Source organism: Pseudoalteromonas distincta, assembly GCF_005877035.1.
In the GTDB taxonomy this organism is placed as follows: domain Bacteria; phylum Pseudomonadota; class Gammaproteobacteria; order Enterobacterales; family Alteromonadaceae; genus Pseudoalteromonas; species Pseudoalteromonas distincta.
Genome location: NZ_CP040558.1, coordinates 3,145,991 through 3,169,102, shown reverse-complemented (window position 1 = coordinate 3,169,102; position 23,112 = coordinate 3,145,991). Strand labels below are relative to the sequence as shown.

General features: G+C 39.8%; 21 protein-coding genes and 3 tRNA genes. 17 read left to right on the top strand and 7 right to left on the bottom strand.

Features of this window, described 5'->3' with window-relative positions:
- Positions 1 to 175: 175 nt before the first annotated feature.
- The 3 genes from FFU37_RS14200 to uvrD form a co-directional block, all read right to left on the bottom strand.
- Positions 176 to 1,024, bottom strand: coding sequence for a hypothetical protein (locus FFU37_RS14200; protein WP_039488976.1), 849 nt, complete (start codon positions 1,022 to 1,024; stop codon positions 176 to 178).
- Between the two features lie 103 nt (positions 1,025 to 1,127).
- Positions 1,128 to 3,197, bottom strand: coding sequence for a tRNA(Met) cytidine acetyltransferase TmcA domain-containing protein (locus FFU37_RS14195; protein ID WP_138489759.1), 2,070 nt, complete (start codon positions 3,195 to 3,197; stop codon positions 1,128 to 1,130).
- Complete coding sequence (gene uvrD / locus FFU37_RS14190) at positions 3,175 to 5,340, bottom strand: DNA helicase II (RefSeq protein WP_138489758.1); 2,166 nt, start codon at positions 5,338 to 5,340, stop codon at positions 3,175 to 3,177. Before uvrD ends, FFU37_RS14195 begins: the two co-directional genes overlap by 23 nt.
- Positions 5,341 to 5,643: 303 nt before the next feature.
- Here uvrD and FFU37_RS14185 point away from each other — a divergent pair, with 303 nt between their 5' ends.
- The 3 genes from FFU37_RS14185 (at position 5,644) to FFU37_RS14175 (ending at position 7,057) form a co-directional block, all read left to right on the top strand.
- On the top strand, positions 5,644 to 5,868 hold the full coding sequence (locus FFU37_RS14185) for a hypothetical protein (protein ID WP_002963009.1): 225 nt from the start codon (positions 5,644 to 5,646) through the stop codon (positions 5,866 to 5,868).
- A gap of 116 nt (positions 5,869 to 5,984) precedes the next feature.
- Positions 5,985 to 6,353: a YacL family protein gene (locus FFU37_RS14180; protein WP_002963010.1), complete on the top strand. Its 369-nt coding sequence runs from the start codon at positions 5,985 to 5,987 to the stop codon at positions 6,351 to 6,353.
- An 80-nt stretch (positions 6,354 to 6,433) separates the two neighbouring features.
- Positions 6,434 to 7,057: a dUTP diphosphatase gene (locus FFU37_RS14175; RefSeq protein ID WP_002963012.1), complete on the top strand. Its 624-nt coding sequence runs from the start codon at positions 6,434 to 6,436 to the stop codon at positions 7,055 to 7,057.
- Between the two features lie 15 nt (positions 7,058 to 7,072).
- Here FFU37_RS14175 and yrfG read toward each other — a convergent pair whose 3' ends face one another.
- Positions 7,073 to 7,720 carry a GMP/IMP nucleotidase gene (gene yrfG, locus FFU37_RS14170; RefSeq protein ID WP_007378908.1) on the bottom strand — a complete coding sequence of 216 codons (648 nt, stop codon included), beginning with the start codon at positions 7,718 to 7,720 and terminating at the stop codon, positions 7,073 to 7,075.
- Positions 7,721 to 7,781: 61 nt separating this feature from the next.
- On the opposite strand from yrfG, the gene nudE reads away from it, so the two are divergent.
- The 7 genes from nudE (at position 7,782) to FFU37_RS14135 (ending at position 12,458) form a co-directional block, all read left to right on the top strand.
- Entirely contained in the window at positions 7,782 to 8,354 is a 573-nt protein-coding gene (nudE, locus tag FFU37_RS14165; RefSeq protein WP_039488983.1) for an ADP compounds hydrolase NudE, read from the top strand.
- A complete protein-coding gene (cysQ, locus tag FFU37_RS14160) occupies positions 8,347 to 9,150 on the top strand; it encodes a 3'(2'),5'-bisphosphate nucleotidase CysQ (RefSeq protein ID WP_138489757.1) in 804 nt (267 codons plus the stop codon). The genes nudE and cysQ overlap by 8 nt, the downstream gene beginning before the upstream one ends.
- A 136-nt stretch (positions 9,151 to 9,286) precedes the next feature.
- Positions 9,287 to 9,363 (top strand) — tRNA-Met (locus FFU37_RS14155).
- A 77-nt stretch (positions 9,364 to 9,440) separates the two neighbouring features.
- A tRNA-Met gene (locus FFU37_RS14150) sits at positions 9,441 to 9,517 on the top strand.
- A 62-nt stretch (positions 9,518 to 9,579) separates the two neighbouring features.
- Positions 9,580 to 9,656, top strand: a tRNA-Met gene (locus FFU37_RS14145).
- Positions 9,657 to 10,297: 641 nt separating this feature from the next.
- Complete coding sequence (locus FFU37_RS14140; protein ID WP_002957915.1) at positions 10,298 to 10,912, top strand: trimeric intracellular cation channel family protein; 615 nt, start codon at positions 10,298 to 10,300, stop codon at positions 10,910 to 10,912.
- Positions 10,913 to 10,946: 34 nt separating this feature from the next.
- Positions 10,947 to 12,458, top strand: coding sequence for a YifB family Mg chelatase-like AAA ATPase (locus tag FFU37_RS14135; RefSeq protein ID WP_039488984.1), 1,512 nt, complete (start codon positions 10,947 to 10,949; stop codon positions 12,456 to 12,458).
- Here FFU37_RS14135 and FFU37_RS14130 read toward each other — a convergent pair.
- Positions 12,455 to 13,159: a response regulator transcription factor gene (locus FFU37_RS14130; protein ID WP_002957913.1), complete on the bottom strand. Its 705-nt coding sequence runs from the start codon at positions 13,157 to 13,159 to the stop codon at positions 12,455 to 12,457. The two genes, FFU37_RS14135 and FFU37_RS14130, sit on opposite strands and share 4 nt — an antisense overlap.
- Positions 13,160 to 13,375: 216 nt before the next feature.
- A complete protein-coding gene (locus FFU37_RS14125; protein WP_138489756.1) occupies positions 13,376 to 15,871 on the bottom strand; it encodes an alpha/beta hydrolase family protein in 2,496 nt (831 codons plus the stop codon).
- An 84-nt stretch (positions 15,872 to 15,955) separates the two neighbouring features.
- Here FFU37_RS14125 and FFU37_RS14120 point away from each other — a divergent pair, with 84 nt between their 5' ends.
- Entirely contained in the window at positions 15,956 to 17,032 is a 1,077-nt protein-coding gene (locus tag FFU37_RS14120; RefSeq protein WP_002957910.1) for a hemolysin family protein, read from the top strand.
- 32 nt (positions 17,033 to 17,064) lie between these two features.
- On the opposite strand, the gene FFU37_RS14115 is transcribed toward FFU37_RS14120, so the two are convergent.
- On the bottom strand, positions 17,065 to 18,276 hold the full coding sequence (locus tag FFU37_RS14115; protein ID WP_138489755.1) for an EAL domain-containing response regulator: 1,212 nt from the start codon (positions 18,274 to 18,276) through the stop codon (positions 17,065 to 17,067).
- 166 nt (positions 18,277 to 18,442) lie between these two features.
- Between FFU37_RS14115 and FFU37_RS14110 the strand changes: the two genes are divergently transcribed.
- The 6 genes from FFU37_RS14110 to FFU37_RS20515 all read left to right on the top strand — a co-directional run bounded on the left by FFU37_RS14110 (position 18,443) and on the right by FFU37_RS20515 (position 22,971).
- Positions 18,443 to 19,459 carry a site-2 protease family protein gene (locus FFU37_RS14110; RefSeq protein WP_138489754.1) on the top strand — a complete coding sequence of 339 codons (1,017 nt, stop codon included), beginning with the start codon at positions 18,443 to 18,445 and terminating at the stop codon, positions 19,457 to 19,459.
- Between the two features lie 186 nt (positions 19,460 to 19,645).
- A complete protein-coding gene (locus tag FFU37_RS14105) occupies positions 19,646 to 20,887 on the top strand; it encodes a beta-barrel domain-containing protein (RefSeq protein ID WP_138489753.1) in 1,242 nt (413 codons plus the stop codon).
- A 203-nt stretch (positions 20,888 to 21,090) separates the two neighbouring features.
- Positions 21,091 to 21,234 carry a hypothetical protein gene (locus FFU37_RS20320; protein ID WP_175413909.1) on the top strand — a complete coding sequence of 48 codons (144 nt, stop codon included), beginning with the start codon at positions 21,091 to 21,093 and terminating at the stop codon, positions 21,232 to 21,234.
- A gap of 18 nt (positions 21,235 to 21,252) precedes the next feature.
- On the top strand, positions 21,253 to 21,489 hold the full coding sequence (locus tag FFU37_RS14100; RefSeq protein ID WP_138489752.1) for a DUF1496 domain-containing protein: 237 nt from the start codon (positions 21,253 to 21,255) through the stop codon (positions 21,487 to 21,489).
- A gap of 200 nt (positions 21,490 to 21,689) precedes the next feature.
- Positions 21,690 to 21,917 carry a Blp family class II bacteriocin gene (locus FFU37_RS14095; protein ID WP_138489751.1) on the top strand — a complete coding sequence of 76 codons (228 nt, stop codon included), beginning with the start codon at positions 21,690 to 21,692 and terminating at the stop codon, positions 21,915 to 21,917.
- A 331-nt stretch (positions 21,918 to 22,248) separates the two neighbouring features.
- Positions 22,249 to 22,971 carry a cysteine peptidase family C39 domain-containing protein gene (locus tag FFU37_RS20515; protein WP_336432859.1) on the top strand — a complete coding sequence of 241 codons (723 nt, stop codon included), beginning with the start codon at positions 22,249 to 22,251 and terminating at the stop codon, positions 22,969 to 22,971.
- Positions 22,972 to 23,112 lie beyond the last annotated feature (141 nt).

Here is a 23,112-nt window from a genome sequence, read left to right as displayed (position 1 = left end):
TTGTAGAGAGCCCGACTAGAAATAGTCGGGCTTTTTTACGTCTGCAGAAAAGTGAAATATGGGGAAGTAACGGACATTACATACTCGATTCTTCTCCAATTCATCTAAATGTACGAGTTGAGCGGAATAGCTCATTATTCCAGTACTAAAGTTAATAACCAAATTTAAAGGCTATTTAAAATAGTCCATAAGCTTGGGTTTCTTCACTTTCGGATTCTTCTATTTGAGTTGGTTTAAATATTACGCTTGGATCAATTAATACACTGTGTTTTTGGGGGAGCTTGATTAATCCTCGCATCATATTTTTAGTTTGTGGGTCTAGATCAAAACCGACCTCAGTGAGCTTATCTAGTGGTTTAATGTCTTCTTTTTTATAGTCGATATTATCTTCGACTTTATCTACCAATAACCCTACATGTGGGTTTAAGCCGTCTTTGGTGGTGAAAACAATAATAGGTTTATAGTCTAAGGTTATTTGCTCTTTAGCTGATTCAAATAAACGCTCTAGCTGAATTAGGTTACTACGCTTAATTTTTTCGAGCAGAGCTGATACTTGTTTATAATCGCTTTGATTATGAGCTGATATAGCTTCCTTTACCGTTTCTAGCAATGATTGGAAAGGTTCGTTAAGCCGAGACATTGTTAGTTTTAAGTCTTCATTATCGGTGTTGAACTCTTTGTAAAACAGAATAAAATCTTGTAGTTCTGCATCATTGCTTGAAATAGAAGCCGAGCTATTTAATAAGTTACTTTGAAGGGTATTGAACCAGTTTAATAGTTTTTCTTGCCATATTCTTAGTTGTTTTAGTATATGCGCATTACTTTGTTCGGTTGAGATATTATTTAAAATAATACCTAAATCAAAAACAGGCGTTGGTATATCCATATAATCTTTAACACCAATAAAGCTTTTATTATTGTTGGGTAAAGTTGTTAGATTATTGTCAAAGCGCTCTGTTAATAAAATATCGAGTATTTTAAGTGAAATTGTTTTGCAGCCCACTTTAAAGTTTATTAATTCCATGCCTTTATCTTAATTTACCTATTAATGTTTTAAGGATAGAACAAATTAAATAAATAGCTTAAAGATGGATAAAATTTAACAGTGATAGGGCAACTAAAAGCTATTAGATGGTACTTGTGAGGTTTTTTATGGCACGTTTAAATTGATTCTCAAGCTGTTTTTTTCCTAATAAACCTAAGTGTTGAATCATTTTTTCATTACTTTCATTTTGAAGCACTAACTTTATTAAAAGTTGTTTATCCGACTCTGTTAATTGAGATATACAAGAAGGTGACTGGCTCAGTAACTGCCAAAGAGTTGCAGAGATACTAAATTGAGTGAAGTTACTTTTAGTGAGCAGCGCTAGTCGCTCGTGAGTCTCTAGGCTTATTAACTCGTCGCGAAATCCTTCAATTAGGATATTCACGAGTTGCCAATCTAGTGTTTTAAAGTGTGTTAAAAGCCCATAAAAAAAATCGTTTTTAAACTGCTTTTTCAAAGGTTGAATAATTGTACTTTTGTCACTTAAGCATTTAACCACAAGCGCCGAATGTTCAGCGGTGCTTTTATCGCGTTGATAACCTAATTTTACAGTATCAAACCCTCGGTTTTGCCAAAAATTAAGTAACTGCGCTGTTGCCCCAAAGCTTGCACCAAGCCAACTACATTGGCTTTTTACCTGCGATTCGCAAAAACTAAGTAGCTTTTTACCAAGTCCTATATTGTGGGAACTCGGATCAATCGCTATTCGTACAACGCGAGCGCTCAGTTGCGTTAAACAGTCATTATTAAAGCTAAGTTGTGAGAGTGCTTGCGCCATTAAATGCCCTTGCGGACGGCGCTCTCCACTTATAATCTGTAGGGCAAGTTCTTCACTCAAACCACCTTCTATGGCGATTAAGCATACGCCAACTAATTGATTATTAATTTTGCTAATAAATAGTCTTTGCGATGGTGCGTCTAGTAGTTGGCGTAAGTCGTTGACACTACTTTGATAGTGAGCCAGTGCAAGTAGGGCAATAACTTGCTGCAGTAAAGGCTCATTGTTTACAAGGGATTGCTGAGTTATTTCGCTATGTACTGGCTGCTCTAATTCATTACTACTTAACTCTATATATTGTGCATCGAGTGCTAGTAGTGTGCGAATGTGTTGCTCAAGAGGATCGTGTTTAGCAAAGCGCAGTGGCTCATCAAGTGTTACAACTTTAGAGGCTTTATAGTGTGCTTTAATATAGTTACTAAAGCGAATGGTATAACCCCTACCATTGCCTTCATACCCAACCAGAGTGCTTGCAAATACTATACGAGGGTAATGAGCTAGCATTTGTAGTAATAACGGAACAGGAATTGCTGCAGCTTCATCAACGAGTAGTAAATCGCACTCAGGTAGTGTGTTTAATAACGCGTCAGGTGCAACGTAGTGCAAATTGGCGAGCTGTTTATGTTCAGCGTTGTATTGAAGGCTTAACTCTTGGGCTAAATGTTTAAAGCTGCTATGGGTCGCTTTAAACTGAGTGCTGCAAATAATTACTTTTTTATCAGTTAGTTTTGCCGTTGCTAAGCCAAGTGCTGCCGACTTACCTCTGCCTCTATCGGCATTAATGAGTAAAGGCCTGTTGGCACGACCGTTAGCTACTTTTACTATTTGCTCAATACAGTTTTGCTGTGGCTCATAATCAATTTTATTATGCATTACATAGCTAGCGTTATTACTAATACAGCCATTTTTTTCACTAAAGTGAAAAGCGGGCAACGGTTTAATAATAGTCGCGAAACGCTGATTAAATATGCTGTAGTTAATGCTCTGACCGTGTGATTGCACTGTACTCAATGCTGGATCTTGCCAAGAGGCTAAATCATCCAGTTCAGGCAGTAATAAAAACAGTATACCGCCTGCTTTAACGGTGCCGGCAAGTGCTGCAAGTTTATCAGGGTGCAAACCACTAAAGCCATCGTAAACAGCATGAGCAAATTCTTGCCCTAAAATTTGGTGTGTGCGAGTAGGCCAGTACGAATTTTTAATCGCGCACTGCTTGGATACAACAAGTGTATTGTTTTCATCTATTAATGAGTTAAGTATTTCATAACACCAAGTTGAGCTGCCAGTAATTAGCACCAGCTGACGATGATACGCGCCAGCTAATTGTTGCTCTAACTCATTTAGGTGTGCTTTATACCGCTTGTAATCGTGCATAAGCCGTTACTAACCATTTGCTACCAAGGTCGTCAAAGTTAACTTGTACGCGAGATTGCGCGCCACTGCCTTCGTAATTAAGTACGGTACCAACACCAAACTTAGCATGCAAAACTCGTTGCCCTAAGTTAAAGCCACTGTCTTCAAATGCTGCATGGCTAACTGATGCGCTAAAACGCCCGGCGGCAGGTGGACGAGAAATCTGTGTTTTAATACGAATTTCTTCAACGCAGTCCTCAGGGATTTCGCGTAAAAAGCGAGATGGGCTATGGTATTTTTCTTGCCCGTATAAGCGGCGACTCTCAGCATGGCTAATGTATAACTTATCCATTGCTCGTGTCATGCCTACATAACAAAGGCGGCGCTCTTCTTCTAAGCGACCCGACTCTTCGTTGCTTTGCTGAGAAGGGAACATGCCTTCCTCTACGCCTACCATAAACACTAGCGGAAACTCTAAGCCTTTAGCTGAGTGAAGCGTCATCATTTGTACGGCGTCTTCGTGTTCTTCTGCCTGTCCTTCACCTGACTCAAGTGATGTATGCGCTAAAAAGCCTTGTAGTGGTGAGCTGTACTCTTCGTCTTCAGGCAGCTCATACTGATCACACGCACTAATTAGCTCTTCTAAGTTTTCTACGCGAGCACGACCTTTTTCACCTTTTTCGGCTTGGTACATTGCCATCAAGCCTGAGGTTTGAATTGTGTACTTAGCTTGCTCATGCAAAGTTAGGTCGCTAATTTTATCTTCTATTTGTTCAACGAGTTCTACAAACTTACTTACTGCACCAGAAGCGCGACCAGATAAATGCTGTTGTTCTACAATTGCTTTGGCGGCATACCAAAGCGGTAACGATTCTGCTCGTGCACAATCGCGTATATGGCTCAATGTTTTATCGCCAATACCGCGTGCTGGCGTATTAATTACACGCTCAAACGCGGCATCGTCTTGACGATTACCTACTAGGCGTAAGTACGACAACGCATCTTTAATTTCTTGTCGTTCGAAGAATCGCATACCACCATAAATACGGTATTTTAAGCCTTCTTGCAGCATAGCCTCCTCGAGTACACGAGATTGCGCGTTACTACGGTATAAAATTGCGGCATCTTGTAGGGCATTACCTGCATTTAACCAGCTTCGTAGTTTGCTACTTACAAAGCGTGCTTCGTCTAACTCATTAAATGCCGCATAAATAGAAATTGGCTCGCCGTCGTTACCGTCGGTCCACAAGCTTTTACCCATACGCTCTGAGTTATTTTGAATTAATGCATTAGATGCTTTCAAAATAGTCGCGGTTGAACGGTAGTTTTGTTCAAGGCGAATGGTTTCAGCGCTAAAGTCAGTTAAAAAGCGTTTAATGTTTTCGATTTTAGCACCACGCCAACCGTAAATGCTTTGGTCATCGTCGCCTACAATCATAATGCTGTTAGTATCGCCTGCAAGTAACTTTAACCAAGCATATTGAATGGTATTTGTATCTTGGAACTCGTCTACGAGCATATGTGCAAAGCGTTGCTGGTAATGACGTAGTAACGTAGGGTTATTTTTTAACACTTCGTAGCTGCGTAGTAATATTTCGGCAAAATCAACTAAACCAGCTCTATCACAGGCTTCTTGATAGGCGGCGTAAACACGCAGCATCATTTGCTCGTTAATATCGTATGCTTGAATATCTTTAGGGCGAAGTGCTTCATCTTTTTTGGCGCTAATGTACCAGCCAAATTGTTTAGCAGGCCATTTTTTATCATCGATATTCATCGATTTTAATAAGCGCTTGATCATCCGAAGTTGATCGTCAGAGTCTAAAATTTGAAAGGCTTCAGGTAAGTTAGCTTCACGGTGATGAGCACGTAAAATACGATGCGACAAACCATGGAACGTACCAATCCACATACCACCTACAGGGGCTTTTAGTGTTTCTTCAACGCGGCTACGCATTTCTTTAGCCGCTTTATTAGTAAAGGTTACGGCAAAAATACTGTAAGCAGATGCTTGCTCAACTTGCATAAGCCACGCAATACGATGAACTAACACTCGTGTTTTACCAGACCCAGCACCTGCTAATACCAGCATGTTTTGTAGTGGGGCTGCAACGGCATCGCGTTGTTTGTCATTTAAGCCATCGAGTAATTGTGAAACGTCCATCGTTACGCCTTTTTAATCAATATTGTGGGCAGTATAACAGGTGTTTTTGTTAGGCTAAATAAAATACTGTTTTTATAAACAGCTATTTATAAAATAGCCTTAAAAACGAGTAACTTGCTAATTTTTTGAACAAACAAAAAAGTGTAAACGCACAATAAAAATTGCTAATTTGACCTAAAGTTAGCAAAATTTACTAACTCTCTAAATCTAGGGTAATTTAACTATTTGATTTGTAAGCTTTAATAAATTGGCATAGAGTGTGTAAGTAAATAATTATAAAATCAAATAAATACAGAGGTTAGTATGGCAGATCAAGGTTCTGGCGGTAACGTAATCGCAGCATTATGTAATATATTTTTTCCTGGTTTAGGGCAGTTAGTGCAAGGGCGTATTTTAGCGGCTATATTTTTTGCACTCGCTATTATAATAAGTTACGCACTAATTTATGTGCTTGTAGGTTTTGTACTTGTGCCTATTATTTACTTATGGTCGATTATTGACGCAGCGCGTTATAGATCGCGAAGTTAACGGCTTTAAAGTGGAATAAAATAGCGCCCTTGTGGCGCTATTTTACTTTATATGTCCTGTGGTTTGCGGGCGTTTACGTATATAATTACGCAATTAAAGATTTACAGGCAAACCCTATGGAATATCAATTTATTCGCGACCCTATTAGTGGGCTACGCATTAAAATAAGCAGTGAACACGCTATTATTGGTCGCTGGCTAAACGAAGAAATAGGCAAAGACAAAGTAGCTATGGTGCAAGCGCTTATTGCATCGGTGAGTTCAAGCTATGAGCCGCTAACGCTAAAAGGCCAAGAAATAGATTTAATATTAACCAAAGACGAAGCACTATTTGAAGCCCATGCGCTTCATCAAGATAGCGAAGACCTAATAGCGTATCAAGATGACGATTTAGCGCTTGAAGAAAATGGTTTAAGTAGTGGTTGTGGCTTTGAAGATTTCATTGATTTAATTGATTCATGGGCTGAATTTAGCGGCTCAAAGTAAACTACATATTAAGATAGTGCTGATGCGTTAAGCTTCCTTTATCTGTACTATTACACTAATCAAAAACGACAGGAATGAATATGTCTGCCAATTTAAACAAGCTAGTAGTTATGCTAGAAATGCAAAACGCCATGAACACTAAAGTACATGAGCAATGGTTTACTCAAGGGTTCGAATGGTACCGCGCTATTTGGGTTGAGTGCGCTGAAATGCTGGATCATCATGGTTGGAAATGGTGGAAAAAACAAACACCAGATACTGAACAAGTTATTTTAGAGTTGGTTGATATTTTTCATTTTGGTCTATCGCTTAGAATTGACGGCAAAACTAGCTACGAAGACTTAGCAAAGCAACTTGAAGCTGAGCTTAGTAATGCTCAACAAGCGGATGACTTTAAACAAACGCTAGAAATATTAGCGGCTTCCGCTGTTGCAGATAAAACGTTTAATGCCGCTGCCTTTGCCGGCTGTATGGCGCAAATGGGTATGGATATTGATGATTTATATCGCGGCTACGTAGGTAAAAACACGTTAAACTTTTTCCGCCAAGATCATGGCTACAAAGACGGTAGCTATATTAAAGAGTGGAACGGGCAAGAAGATAACGAGCATTTAGTTGAAGTAGTTAAAAGCCTTGATACAGAACATGCAGATTTTGCAAAGTTAGTATACCAAGGCCTTGAAGCCCGTTACCCAAAAATCTAGCCCACGTAAACTGAGTTAAATAATCTTACGATAGTCGGTAACACTCAGGTAATCGGCTATTTCGTTATGTGGTTGTTGGCTATCAGGGTTAGCAACTGCAAGTAAGTGCTCGATGCCGTATTCTCGTGCGGCATTTAATACCGGCACACTGTCATCTACAAACAAAGTGCGCTGCTTATTAAACCCTAAGTCTTTTTGTACTTGGTGCCACAAACTTTGCTGCTCTTTACTTACTCCATATTCATGAGTAGACACTACACCATCTAGGTAGTTATCAATCGCTGTATGCTCAAATTTCAGCATGACACTCTCAGGGTGGGCGTTGGTAAGTAAAATTAACTCTTTGCCTGCTTTTTTAAGCTCGGTTAAAAAATGAGGTACGTCTTCGCGCATTTTAATTAAATGCTGAGACTCTCGTTTAAGTTCCATTATAGGCAAGCTTAATTGCTGCTCCCAATAATCTAAACAATACCACTGTATTTGACCGCTCACAGCTTGATAGCGTTTTAAAATATCTGCTTTAGCTGCATCTAGGCTAATGCCTCTAGCTAATGCGTGTTGCGCAGGGATAACGTTAAGCCAAAAATGACTGTCGTAATGTAAATCGAGTAATGTTCCATCCATGTCGAGCAAAACGGTATCGATTTTTGACCAATTTAACATAGGAATTTCAACTTATAAGGTTTATTATTGAACTAACTGCCATGATAGCAAATTAACGCCAATGACACAGAAAAAGCACCCAACACCACCACAAATCCTCAGTAACAATGTTGTTGCTAAAAGTCGCCTGTTTACTGTGGAGTCTTTAGAGTTAAAGTTTTCTAATAACGAAGAGCGCCAGTATGAGCGAATTCGCGGCGGTGGCCGGGGAGCAGTGATGATTGTTCCGTTAAATGCAGATAATGAGTTACTACTTGTACGTGAATACTGTGCGGGCACAAACAATTACCAGTTAGGTTTTCCTAAAGGCTTAATTGATCCGGGCGAAAATCCAGAGCAAGCTGCTAACAGAGAACTTAAAGAAGAAATTGGCTTTGGTGCTGAGTATTTTAAACCATTAAGAACAGTAACAATGGCGCCGAGTTACTTTAATGCCACTATGCATATTTTATTTGCTAAGCAATTATACCCACAAACCCTTATTGGCGACGAACCAGAGCCGCTAGTTGTTGTTAAGTGGCCATTAACTCAGTGGCAGTCATTATTAGACCAAGAAGATTTTACCGAAGCACGCAGTGTTGCAGCTTTGCTATTATTAGATAAGTATTTAGCGTCTGGAGCTGCCGATGAATAAATTAATCGAACCGTGCATTGAATTAGCTGAGCGTGCTGGCGATGCAATTATGGCCATTTATAAAAAAGGCGATATTGGCCAACAAGAGAAATCAGATAATACGCCTGTTACCAAAGCTGATTTAGCAGCAAATGACGTACTGGTTGCTGGATTAAAAGCACTTGCACCCGATATCCCAATTATGTCGGAAGAAACACCTATACCAGCACTCGCCGACAGACAGGACTGGCAGCGTTATTGGTTGCTCGATCCGATGGATGGTACAGGCGAATTTATTTTAGAAAGTGGCGACTTTGCAGTAAACATTGCATTGATTGAAAATAATCATCCTGTGCTTGGAGTTATTCATTGGCCTGCAAAAGGTGTGACTTATTTTGCTACAGCTAAAAATGGTGCCTTTAAACGTGAAAACTCAATTGATAAGAAAATATCTGTAGCGCCGCCAGAGAGCTTGACGCTTGCAGTGAGCCGCCGCCAAAAAATAGAAGCGGTGAGTCAGTATTTAAATAGTCAGTTTACAACGATTGCTATTGGTTCGTGTTCTTTAAAAGCCTGTACTGTTGCAGAGGGCAAAGCAGATTGTTTTTTAAGAATTGGTCCAACGGGAGAGTGGGATACAGGTGCTTCACAAGTTATTGTTGAAGAAGCCGGTGGTTGTATTACCGATGCAGAATTTAACCCGCTAACGTACAACCAACGCGAGAGTACTGAGAACCCTGACTTTATAGTGATGGGACATCCCGACTGGGAATGGCAAAAAATGATTAATCCGCATCAAAGATTGAGCGCAGAATAGTAATTTGGTTGCTTTTTGTTCGGTTGAACAACTTTAATTAGTTTAGGTCTTGCATTAAATGTTTATTCCTATATAGTAGCGCTCTCTTCAAGGCAGGCTCGTAAATATTACGAAAATGTTTTAAAGAAATTACAGGCGCGGGATGGAGCAGTCTGGTAGCTCGTCGGGCTCATAACCCGAAGGTCGTCGGTTCAAATCCGGCTCCCGCAACCAATTTTCTAATGTTGGTTACTGTAATAACTCTAGCTTAAGAGATCAAAAAAGTAGTCGATAGACTTAAAATATACAGGCGCGGGATGGAGCAGTCTGGTAGCTCGTCGGGCTCATAACCCGAAGGTCGTCGGTTCAAATCCGGCTCCCGCAACCAATTTTTTAATTGGAAGCCAAGTTGTAATGTAAGCAACTTTAAACAAGTATACAAATTTCAGGCGCGGGATGGAGCAGTCTGGTAGCTCGTCGGGCTCATAACCCGAAGGTCGTCGGTTCAAATCCGGCTCCCGCAACCACTGAAATAAATAAGAATGAAACGGCACGCTTAAAGCGTGTTTTTTTACGTCTAAAATTTAGTGTGTATATTGTGGCTCATAACCCGAAGGTCGTCGGTTCACCTTTTATAAGTTCAGGCTCCCGCAACCACTGAAATAAATAAGAATGAAACGGCACGCTTAAAGCGTGTTTTTTTATGTCTAAAATTTAGTGTGTATATTGTGGCTCATAACCCGAAGGTCGTCGGTTCACCTTTTATAAATTGGCTCCCGCAACCACTGAAATAAATAAGAATGAAACGGCACGCTTAAAGCGTGTTTTTTTATGTCTAAAATTTAGTGTGTATATTGTGGCTCATAACCCGAAGGTCGTCGGTTCACCTTTTATAAGTTCAGGCTCCCGCAACCACTGAAATAAATAAGAATGAAACGGCACGCTTAAAGCGTGTTTTTTATGTCTGAAATTTGATGAGTGTGGTGATTTAGCTTATAGGTTAAAGATCATCTGCACTGCATGAGGCATTCACTTCTCATAAGCGTAAGCTCCCGCCCCCTGAGATACACTTTAAAATGTTATAAACTTCTTAAAATAAATCGTTATTACTTAAAACCTTGTTTGGTTTGTGTTAAAACGGCACAAATATTTTTAGGTTGTTACAAATATGACTGAACTTTACCACTGGTTTGATTTAATAGGCATTGCGGTGTTTGCTGTATCGGGCACTTTGCTAGCGTACGAGAAAAAAATGGATGGCTTTGGGGTCGTAGTTTTAGCGACAGTAACTGCTATTGGTGGTGGTACAGTGCGAGATCTAATTTTAGATGTTCCTGTGTTTTGGTTACACGATCAAAGTTACTTTTTTGCCATACTCGCTTCAGTATTTGTTACAACACGCCTTATAAATAAACAAAAGCCGATACCTCATTATATTTTACAAACAGCGGATGCGTTCGGGTTAGCTTTTTTTGCAGTAATGGGGGCGCAAAAAGCACAGCTTGTTGGTATGCCCGATATGACTGCGGTAATTATGGCTGTAATTACAGGCTGCTTTGGTGGATTAATTCGAGATGTGCTTGCACGCGAGATCCCTATGCTATTAAAGGGTGAGCTTTACGCTATTACCTGTATAGCGGGTGGTACTGTTTATACGCTTGGCATTAGTTTTTCGTTAGCAACCGAAATGGCGATGGTATTAGGCATGTTAATGACCTTATTACTTCGTTTAGCCGCTATAAAATGGCAAATCACATTACACGTTTTTAAATATCCTGACTAAACTGGTGTAATCACACCATTTACTAGGATAAGGAATGTCGTTAGCTCGTATATTTTCTCGTGCTCAAGTGGGTATAAATGCCCCTGAAGTTATTGTAGAAGTTCACCTAGGAAATGGTTTACCCGCTTTTCATATTGTAGGTCTGCCCGAAGCGTCTGTTAAAGAGTCGAAAGACAGGGTACGTAGCGCACTCGAAAACTCACAATTTGGTTTTCCCGATCAACGAATAACTGTAAATTTAGCCCCAGCCGACTTGCCAAAAGATGGAGGGCGGTTTGATCTGGCTATTGCGGTGGGAGTTTTAGTCGCCTCTGGGCAAATAGTGTGTCCTGATATTCATAAGTACGAGTTTTATGGTGAGCTTGCTCTTAATGGTGAAGTGCGTGGTGTAAACGCTATTTTACCTTCGGTACTTGCTGCTAAAGAAGAAGATCGCTGCTGCTTTTTACCTCTTGCAAACGACAGCCTAGCAAGCCTAGTTAATGGCGTTAAACGCAAAGCCGTAAGCTCTATTCAAGAAGTATGGGGCGACCTACTTAATCAACAACCCTTGCCATTAAATATAGAGTACCCCGACTGCACGCAAGCCCCTGACTTTTTGCTCGATTTAAGCGATGTTAAAGGTCAGCCCGGTGCAAAGCGAGTACTCGAAATTGCTGCAGCTGGCGGGCATAATTTACTATTTTTAGGCCCTCCTGGTACTGGTAAATCAATGCTGGCCCAGCGAATGGCTACTATAATGCCCACTATGTCGGACGATGAAGCTATTTCAACAGCTGCGCTTTACTCTATTATTGGACAATCCATAGATTTAACTAATTGGCGACAGCGGCCATTTCGTAATCCGCATCATACGTGCTCAGCTGTTGCTTTGGTGGGGGGGTCTTCAAATCCCAAGCCTGGTGAAATTTCGCTGGCACATAACGGTGTGCTCTTCTTAGATGAGTTACCGGAATTCGAGCGTAAGGTGCTTGATTCACTGCGTGAACCAATGGAGACCGGTACGGTTACTATTTCACGTGCAGCTAGGCAAATGGAGTTCCCAGCGCAGTTTCAGCTTATTACAGCATTAAACCCAAGCCCAACAGGGAGCCATACTGATAAGCGGGCAACTCCCGATCAAGTTATGCGTTATTTATCACGCGTGTCGGGGCCTTTTATTGACCGTATAGATTTGCAAATAGAACTACCTCGTTTAACGAGTGTTGAGCTACAAAGTACCAAACCAGAGGAAACCAGTGCTGAGGTTAGAGCAAGAGTTGAGGCTGCTTATTATGTGCAGCTAAAACGCCAAGGTAAGGTTAATGCGAGACTTAATAATAAAGAAATGAGTGTGCACTGTGAACTTGCGCCTGCAGAGTTGCAATTTTTAGCTAGAGCAAGCGAGAAGTTGTCTTTATCGCCACGCTCCTACCATAGAGTAATTAAGGTGGCGCGTACAATTAGTGATTTAAAAGGCGCTGAAAACATTAGTTTAAATGAGCTTAAAGAAGCACTTAATTACCGCGCATTTGAGCGCCTTATTGCGCAATTAACTAAGTATTAAATAGAAAGCATATAGCCTTTACCGCGGACGGTAACGATGCGTTTTTGATCTTTTTCATCATTTAATTTTTTACGTAAACGACCAATAAGCACATCAACAGTACGATCGTTTGGACTCCAATCGGGCTGGCCTATTTCTTCAGATATTTTTTCACGGGATGTGGCTTTACCTGCGTTACTAATTAAGCAAATAAGCACTTTATGTTCGGCTTCAGTTAAGCGTGACTCAACGCCCGCAGCAGTAATTAATGTACGGTTATCAGGATGAAGCTTAAAGTCAGCATATTCTATAAACTCTTCGCTTTCGTCGTCTTCTAGGTTGACGGCAACACGCTTATAGAGCGCGCGCATGCGAAGCTCTAACTCAAGTAAATCGACGGGCTTACAAATATAGTCATCAGCACCTTGTGCAAGACCAGCGATACGATCGGCTTGGGAGTCACGACTCGATAATACAATAACGCCAATATCGGTCAGTGTGTTTAATTCTTTTGCGAGCTGAAGCCCGTCGCGCTTTGGTAAGACAATGTCAATTATGGCTAATGATATAGCACCGCGCAGGTTTACCCGCTGCCTTACAATGTTAAGTGCATCAGCGCCAGTTGGGTCTACCTCTATTGTAAATTCGGTATCTGCAAAGTGATTTTGGATGCGTTTAACGAGTAGTTCATCGTCTTCAACCAATAAAACATTAATAGCCATAGTACTTTATTTTGAATGCTTATAGCTCTGTATGGTAGCACCATTAGGTAAATGCTGAGAAGGGGGTTTATTAGTTTTAAGTAACTTAATATTTCAAAGGTGTATAAGACGTTATTAGAGGATGAGGTTAGCACCTTTAAACTAATTAAAAGGTGCTAAATAATTAATACTACTATTAATAAATCTGTATTAAGTCGTTATTTTAAAGGTTTAGACTCAGTCATTTTTATACATTGAGTCCCACCATTGAGGCTCGTTTTTTAGCTTTTTATCAAAGTATGCAAGCATGGTGTTCCACCAATCAAATCGTTTATCGCGTGCAAAAATTTGGTGGTCGGCGCCTTTGTATTCGATTAACTCTACGTCCTTATTAAGCAGTTTCAGCGCAGTGTACATTGTTAAGCTTTCGCCAACAGGTACATTGGTATCGCTATCACCATGAAGAAGTAGCATAGGTGTTGTTACTTTGTCGGCATGAAATACAGGGCTATGTTGGCTGTAAAGCTCAGGGTTATTCCATGGGAAGCTATTTTTTGATGCTTCGCCAGAATATAAGTAGCCCCACCAACCTTCACCCCAATACGAGGTAATATTAGAAATACCCGCATGAGCTATTGAAGCACTAAATATATCGGTTTTAGTTGCCAATAACATGGTCATGAAGCCACCGTATGATGCCCCTAAATTTCCTACCTTTTCACTATCAACATAGTTGTATTTCTTTAAAAAGGCTTGCGTGCCTTCGATAATATCGTCTGCAGTGTAGTCGCCCCAGGCATTAACATGCTGCGCTGAAAACTTTTGTCCAAACCCTGTTGCGCCAGTAGGCTGTACTACATAAACAACGTAGCCATTTTCTGCCCATAAGTTAAACGGATAACGACCTGTAAAACCACGCGTAACTGGTGAAGTGCCGCCGTAGTAATACACGAGCGCCGGGTGCTTTTTAGTTTTATCTAAATTGCTAGGAATATAAACGCGGCCAGTTATTTCAACCCCATGTTTATTTTTAAAATTAAACTCCTCTAATGTAGGGAGTCGTGTATTTGCATAGCTACTTGGTTTTGAATCCCATATTAAATCTGTTTTATTTTTACTTACGTTAAGGCGTTTTAGCTGTTGTGGCGCTAAAGCGTTAGTGCCACTTAATAAAATTTCGGTATTACGGTCGTGTGAGTAACTAAATTGTTCAACAATATCCAATCCCGTATTTAACTTTTTAAAGCGCTGTTTACTTAAATCAAATAGGTAAAGTGGTTGAGTGTCTTGCTCTGTTACTTTAATGAGCGCATCGCCGTTTTCTAAAACGTGCAGTAGGCCAATAGCGGGGTCGAATTGTTTACTGAGTGCTTTTACGTTTTTACCGCTTTCAGTAAGTAGGTAAAGTTGCCCGTCGTAGTTATTAGCAAGCATTGCTTTTGGTAGTGCTCTGCCTGCGCCATTTTTAAAGTCAGGGCCTGCAACTACATAAACATCTTTATTTGCGTATTTAGCTAAATTAAACGTTTTGAATTTACCAAGCGATGAAAGCTTGTTGGATTTTAAATCGAGTTCAACAAGCTCTGTTTCAGGGTGGGTTGATGCTTGCATTGCCATTACAGGGCGGCTCATTAATACTTTGCCACGGTTACTATTTGAATCTTCAAGGCTGTAAGAAAGAGGACCTTGGCTAAGTGCTTTTGTTAAACCACTTTTAGTATCAAGCATATAAATTTGGCTGATGGAACGTGCATACGACCAGCGATCTTGTAGACCTTTATAGTGCTTGGTTAAGCTGTTAGTGCTCTCGGGTGATTTAGACCAGCTAAACAAAAGACTGGTGTCGTTATAAAAGGTAAAGCCATTAGCTCCTTCTAAATCGTTTGCTAATGTTTTTATTGAGAAGTTTTTACGGTTAAGTTGTTTAAGCTCACCATTTAACAAATACACTAAATATTGGTTATCTGGACTCCAAATAATGTTACTTGGTTGGCCTGCTTCAAAGCGATAAAGCGTTTGATTGTCTGAATCTTTAAGTACAGTAACTGTATTTGCTTGATTTTGTGTTTTATCACTATAAGTGCGAGTGGTAGTAACGTACTGCTTGGCATTAGGTGCGAGTGATAATTGGCTAATTGTAGGAGCATCAAACAGTTGTTTTGCAGATAAACGTTTTATGTGTGAAGTGCTAAGCGTAATTTTATCAATGTCGCTCTTAGGTGCAAAATCAAGCGTTACATCGTGCCAATTAGCTACTTGCTGGGCTACTATTAAAACAGTGTGAGTACTGTTATTTAAAGCTAACTTATAGCTATTTTTATCGCCTGTTTGTAGTTCGCCATTAATAAATAACTGACCTTGCTCAATCCCTTTTAAGGTAAGCGTACCTTGCGTAAAGCGGGTTGTTTCAATATTAAATTTTAGTGCCTGTAACCCACCTAAAGTGAGCGCATTGATTTTATTAAACGGCTGCCAGTTTTGTTTTTTCCCAAATACAGAAAAACTATCTGTGTCTGCTTGTAGTTGTGGCAATAGGTTGTTAATAATCGCACTGCCATGAGGTGTCTGAAAAGGCTTTAACTGCATATCTTCGGCAAGTGGGCCGATAAACTGAATTTTTGATTTATCCAATGGTGCAGCTATTGCAGCAAAGCTTAAGCTGCTAAGCGTTAAAAGAGCTGCTGCGTACTTAAATAGCTTATTTTGATGACACCATGGTGCGCTAAATTTCATTATTATGCCTATTATTATTGGAAGTTTGGCCAAATATAGCATGTATTGTTACCATGCTCACATATCCAATATAGAGGAGAGAAAGTGACTTTACTGATAGTTTATATGGTAGTGGCGATTGTTATTTCGTTTTTATGTTCTGTGATGGAGGCTGTGTTATTAAGTATTTCGCCCAGCTATGTTGCATCACTTAGAAAAAAACACCCTGAGCTTGCTAAACAGCTCGAAAAGCTTAAAAACAATATAGATCAGCCTTTAGCTGCTATTTTAACTTTAAATACAGTTGCCCATACAGCAGGTGCAGCGGGAGTTGGTGCACAAGCGGCTGTCGTTTTTTCCGATGCGGCTGTAGGTATTGCATCAGCCATTATGACATTTCTCGTATTAATTCTTTCTGAAATTATACCTAAAACCTTGGGGGCTAATTACTGGCGAGCTTTAACGCCAAGCGTTACCTACGCTTTGCGGTTTTTAGTTATATCGCTAAAGCCTTTTGTATGGTTTGCTCAAAAGCTAACAAATTTAATGGGTCCAAAGCACGATGAGGCTTATTATATTCGTCAAGAGATAGAGGCAATGGCAGATATAGGCACGGAGTCGGGAGCATTACATCAAGATGAATCTGATATTATCCGTAATTTGTTGCATTTTAAGCATGCAAAATTATGCGACTTAATGACGCCGCGAACTGTTATTTTCAAAATCCATAAAGACTTAACAGTTAATCAGTATTTAAATGAACATGGATCGTCATCGTTTTCTAGAGTGTTGGTATTTGATAAAGATGCCGATGATATCGTTGGGTTTGTGCATAAAAACGATATTATGCTGGCATTTCACCGCTTAGGCACCGATTACAAAATTAGCAAATTGATTAAGCCTATTTATACGGTACCAACTTCTCAGAACGTATCGTCGTTACTGCAAACACTTTTAACAAAGCGCACTCATATATGCTTAGTTGTTGATGAGTATGGTGACGTGCAGGGTATTGTAACGTTAGAGGATATGATTGAAGCTTTAATGGGACTAGAGATTGTAGATGAGCGTGACCAATCTACTAATATGCGCGCAGTAGCAAGGCAGCGTTGGCACAAACGCTTAGCAAGTAGTGCACATATAGTTAGTGAAGAAGATAAACACACGCGGGGTGATAATTAGCTAACAGGCCCCGAGTAAATATTAGTACCGCTTTAAGCGAGGCTGCCATCAGTTTTTAGCCAATCTTTAGCCCAAGATATAAATTCGTCTTGTGGTTTAGGGCGACTAAATAAAAAACCTTGTATGGCTAGGTTTCTTCTATAGTGCCTTAAATAATCGAGCTCTTCTGGGCGTTCAACGCCTTCTGCCACTAAATCTAAATGATCTTTATTCGTAATATTAAATAACGAACTTACAACCACTTGAGAAAATAAATCTGTTTCTATATGGCTAATGAGTGAACGGTCTATTTTAATTTCAGTAAAAGGAAGGTTTCGAAGCTGGTTCATATTAGTAAAGCCAACACCAAAGTCGTCTAGCGATATACCAAAGCCATGCATTCTTAATCTATTTAGTGTTTCTAATTGCATGAGGCTTGAGAGTGCATGTTGTTCTGTTATTTCTATAATTATATTACTAGGCGTGAGTTGGTTTAATTCTAAAATGAGCAGTAATTTATTTGGGCAGTTTAGGTCATCGAGCTGGGTTGGCGATAAGTTAAAGGCCATTTTAAAATCATGACCTAGTTGTGCTGTCATATTTTTGAATTCGCTGGTGGCCTTTTCAAAAAGAGAAAATGTAATTTGATTAATTAAGTTGTGTTGTTCGGCAGTATTTATAAAACGGCAAGGTAAAATAATATTGCCATCTTTACTTGATAAAATACGCGCTAACACTTCAACGCTTTCAATTTTATTGTTATCAGCATTTATCTTTGGTTGATAAAAAGGCGTTATTTCATCGTTTTTTAATGCATCAATAAGCTCATCTTTTGAAATGGCTGACTCTTTTAATAAAGTGTGGCTGTTTAATTGCGCCACTTTAATAAGTAACCTACTAACCTGAGACAGTTGCACTGGCTTTGCAATATTACCAATGAGGTGAGCGTTATGTTGTTTCGCGAGATTGGCAGCTAAGCTAATAACTTTATGGTCCATTTCAGAAACAATTATTATACCGCCTTGATAATGTAACTCTCCTAAGTGGCGGATTAATTCCATGCCGTCCATTTCGGGCATATTGAGATCAGTAAAAATAGCATCAAAGTAGTTGATATCCTCTTTAACTTTTTCAAGCGCTTCTTTTGCATTTAGGCACGTAGTTATAGTGTTGGATATACCCAATTCGTTAAGTATAGCTTCCATAACGATCAAAATTGCTTTTGAATCGTCAACAACTAAAATATTAGGCACTATCTTCTTCACTGTTATCCCTTTCAAGGTATCGCTTGGAGTTACTATAAAAGTAGTAGTGTTTTTTTATTTTGTCAGTATCAAATGCTTTTATTTTGAAAATAGTTACCTAGCACCTTCCCTCGTGTTTTTAAGCTGATTAGGTATACTAGCGCCATTGTTTTAAACGGTCTTAATTATGATAAGAATAGATCTTACTTTAGCCGAGCAACCATTTTCGCTTATGGTGTCTGGGCAAAAAATTGTACAGGTATTTCATGCGCAACAAGCCATTACCTTTGATAACCCTCGTGAAAACTACTATCAGTTTACTTACGACAACAAAAAAATAGGTATCGATACGGGGGCAGTCGAAGAGCAAAGCATTTCGCTCTTTGTAGATGATCAATTTGCAACACAACTTGCGTTGCCAGCACCTACAAATGGGTCACCTAAAAAAGGCTTTTTAGGGCTAGCTGCATTAGGTTTTAAGCTTTTTAAAAGCGCTAAGGTAATTAAAGTAGTGCTTGCAGGGGCTTCTGTTGCAGGCTATGCGTGGTTATTTAGTATTGAATTTGCACTAATGCTCATTGGTTGCTTAGTCGTACACGAGTACGGCCATGTGCGAGCAATGAAATGCTTTGGCATAAAAACCAAAGGTATTTACTTAATCCCGTTTGTTGGTGGGCTTGCTGTAAGTGACGATAAAATAACAACCCGTTGGCAAGATGTCGTTATATCACTGATGGGGCCTGCATTTGGTTTAATTACCTCGGTGTTGGGTGTCGTTTTATATTACGCCACCGAGATGGAAATATTTGCAGGTGTGGCAGTTCTTAGTGCGTTATTAAATTTATTTAACTTGTTACCAATTTTGCCGCTTGATGGCGGGCATGTCTTAAAAAGTATCAGCTTTTCAATGCGTTCATGGATTGGCCTAAGTGTATGTTTACTCGGTGTACTGTTTGGTTTATGGCTGAGCTACACATTTGGCTTAATATTACTGGTATTCTTTTTGTTTGTAGGTGCGCTGGAAATTGTATTTGAATGGCGCGGCCGACATTACTCCCATTTATTGCCGCTTGATAAATACGGCCAAGGTTTTTCAGCGGTTATGTATGCACTGGTAGTTGCAGGCCATGTGGCAGTGATGATGCATTTTGCAGACTCTGACAATCCAATACTTAGTTTACCAATGACTATTTTGGCAAGCTAACGCTTAAAACAGCATGAAAGTTTAAAAATGCTCAATCTGCTGTTTTTTGCTCGGTTGTTGTTGTTTTTAAAAGTTTTTGTATTTTTATTGTTGTTTTTTTGTAACTAAAGATGTAATTTACCGCTATCAGAGTTGTTCAGGGATTGTTCAGGGATTGTTCAGGGATTGTTCAGGGATTGTTCAGGGATGTTATTTAGAAAGGAAGCTGTCGCTCAGCAAAGTGAGCGTTTAACAGGGGCGATTACCCTCGCCCAACCTTTATCAATAAAATTAACTGTGTTTGTTCTGGCTTGTGTCGCTATCGCAGTTATTACCTTCTTGTTTACCGCGGAATACTCTCGTAAAGAAACAGTGCGTGGTTTTTTAATGCCCAATAAAGGGGTGATCCAAAGCTTTGCTAATCAAGGTGGCATGATTGAGCGGTTGTTGGTACAAGAGGGCGATGCCGTTACTAAAGGTCAGCCGTTGGCGACCATCATTGTGCAGCAAAATAATAGTCAAGGTATTGCATTAAGTACTCAACTTGTTGAGCAGCTAAGTATGCAAATACAACTGCTTAATGACGAAATTACACAAAACCACACCCTACAAAAGCAAGAGTCACTTAACTTGCAGGCACAAAAACGTGCACTAACTAATGAGCAAGCTGCATTACAAAGCCAACTTAAACTTACTGATGAAAAACTAGCGCTACTGAACCGCCAACAAAGTAACCTTAATCAGCTTAATAAAAACGGTTTTTTATCAAATATTGAGCGTGAGCAACAACAACAAGCCCTGTTAGATGCCAAACAAGAAAAACAAAACCTAGCGCGTTTGCTGATGCAGCAAGAAAACCAGTTAAGCCAACTTAGCTTTAATATTGCCAATGTACCCCAGCAATATACGCTGCGCATAAATAGTCTTAAACGCCAGCAAGCCGACATTCAAAACCAACTTACGCAAATTAAAAGTAACTATCAGTACACCATTACGGCCAGTAACAGCGGTGTTGTGACGGGGATTCAAGTAGTAGAAGGTGAAACACTCACCCAAGCCAAACCGCTACTGCATATTATTCCCGAAGGATCAGAGCTAGTAGCAGAGTTACTGCTACCAACACGTTCAGCAGGCTTTATACAGCTAGGTAACGATACGCGCCTGCGTTTTGATGCTTTCCCTTACCAACGCTTTGGTTTTATTAACAGCAAAATTATCCGCATCGACAAAGCACTCATTACCCCAAATGAAATACGTTTGCCCATTTCACTGCAAGAGCCTGTGTACCGTTTGCGAGCAACACTCAGCCAACAACAAATGCAGGCTTATGGTAAAGCGTTTGAGCTTAAAAGCGGCATGTTGTTTGAGGCGGATATTATGCTAGAGCAACGCACACTAATTGAATGGCTGCTCGAGCCGCTGTATAGCCTAAAAGGACGAGTAAGTTAATTATAGCGTTTTACGAGATAAAGAAAAAATTTAAAGGTTTTGGTGGTTTGCTAAATGCAAACAACCGAAAAAGACGGCCAGCTTTAGTTAACTTTAGACGGATATCTAAAGCCAGCCTATTAACCGCTCACCTTTATTGAAGGGGAGCACATTAACAACCCGATGACTTAACTAAAAGCATCGGATTTATGGAGTATAACAGTATGCGTGAATTAAACGTAAATGAAATTCAAGAAGTGAGTGGTGGAGAGTGTGTTTATGCCGATAAATCATATTCAACAGGTGCTGAACTTCCTAATGGTCAAATTTGCCAAGCTGATGGTAGCTGGAGTCAATCAGAGCCATAATAAATTAAAGGAATAGATATGAATAAATTAATAGTAGCCTTTGTTGTCTTATTTTTGCCTTTTGCTGTTACAGCGGATGAGCATTCAGATAAAAAGAAAAATAAACGCGAAATCGATTTATCAAGATATTGTTATTTTAATGATTTAGCGTACTCACTTGGATCTATTATAGATACCGCTTCAAAGCGTAAGTTAGTCTGTAATTTAGATCCTAAGAGTAAAGAGCTTTTTTGGTCTGAGATAAAGAATAAATAGTCCTATTAGTAAGTGAAGTGCTGGTTTTAGATGTTTTAATATCTGGATGTCTATTTAATACAAACATCGTAAGGCGGTTAGCTTTAGTTAAATTTAGCGAGCAGCTAAAGCCAGCCAACACTCATCTTTGTTGTAAAGGTTATGTATATAACAACCCGATGATTTAACTAAAAAGTATCGGGCTTATGGAGTTTAAAATTATGCGTGAATTGAACGTAAATGAAATTCAGGAAGTGAATGGTGGAGTTGCTGCAGGTGATGTTGCCGTTGGTTATGGTGCTGCAATTCTAGGTGGAGCTGTTGTTGGATTTATGATGGGTGGACCTGCTGGAATGCTTGTTGGTGCTGTAACAGGCGCTTCTAGGGTTGCAATTTCGGGTGGTATCGGAATTCTAGCTGCAGCCTATTTTGGTAAAATAGAGCCATAATTTAAGTTAGGAAGTCTAAAGCGTAAGCGGCCAGGCTTCCTAAATTTTAGAGGTTTATATGATTAGAAATAAAAATAAGAAGTGGGATAAAATAAAAGGTATTGGGAAAAAGAAATTTATACTTTTTTATGGCTTTTTGTTTGGTGTAATGTCCAGTCTCATATTTATTGTCTCTAAGTTGCTTTTAAGTTCTTTAACTTTAGAATCTTTTTGGGTTGTTTTCATTTTATTTATATCTTCTCCTTTTTGGAGCTACTCCTGCTGGGTTGAAATGAATCGAAGGTACAAATGAGCTATATCGTGTTAAATATGTGTGGTTTTGGGGTATATATTGGATTCTTTATTAAGCTTTAACTTACAAAAAACCACACCTCTTATCCTTCAATCCGAAATCGCGGAATGCGGTCTTGCTTCTATGGCTATGGTGGCGTGTTATCACGGTCACAAGCTGGATATGCCAGCGATGCGCAAGCGCTTTTCGGCTAACTTAAAGGGTATGAACTTACAGCAGCTGATTGAGCTAGGTGATAATTTAGAACTAGCTAGTCGTGCGCTACAATGCCCACTTGATGAAGTCCATAAACTACAAATGCCGTGTATATTACACTGGGATATGAATCACTTTGTGGTGCTGACCAAAGTCTCTGGCAAAGGTGTTGCAGCTAAATTTGCAATTAACGACCCTGCTGTAGGTAAACGCAGTTTGAATGGCGATGAATTCAGTAAGCACTTTACCGGTATTTGTTTAGAGCTCACGCCAACGAGTAAGTTTGAAGCTAAACAAGAAAAAGCGCAGATGAAGTTTACCCAACTTTGGAGCACCATGAAGGGCTTAAAAGCAGGGTTAATAAAGCTGATAGCGTTATCACTGGTATTGCAGCTATTTGCTTTGATGACCCCTTACTACATGCAGTGGGTCGTGGATGAAGTATTAATTAGCTTTGATGAATCGTCATTAACGGTACTTGCCATGGGTTTTGCGCTGATTGCTATAATTGCAGTGGTGACTAATGCGGTACGAAGTTGGCTAATTTACGGCTTTCTAGCCTTTTGAATATGCAAATGGGAGTTAATTTACTCAGGCATTTATTGCGGCTACCGGTGAATTATTTTGAGTCGCGCCATGTGGGTGATATTGTGTCGCGCTTTGGCTCATTAGCGTAAATACGGGAGCGTATTACCACGGGGTTTGTAG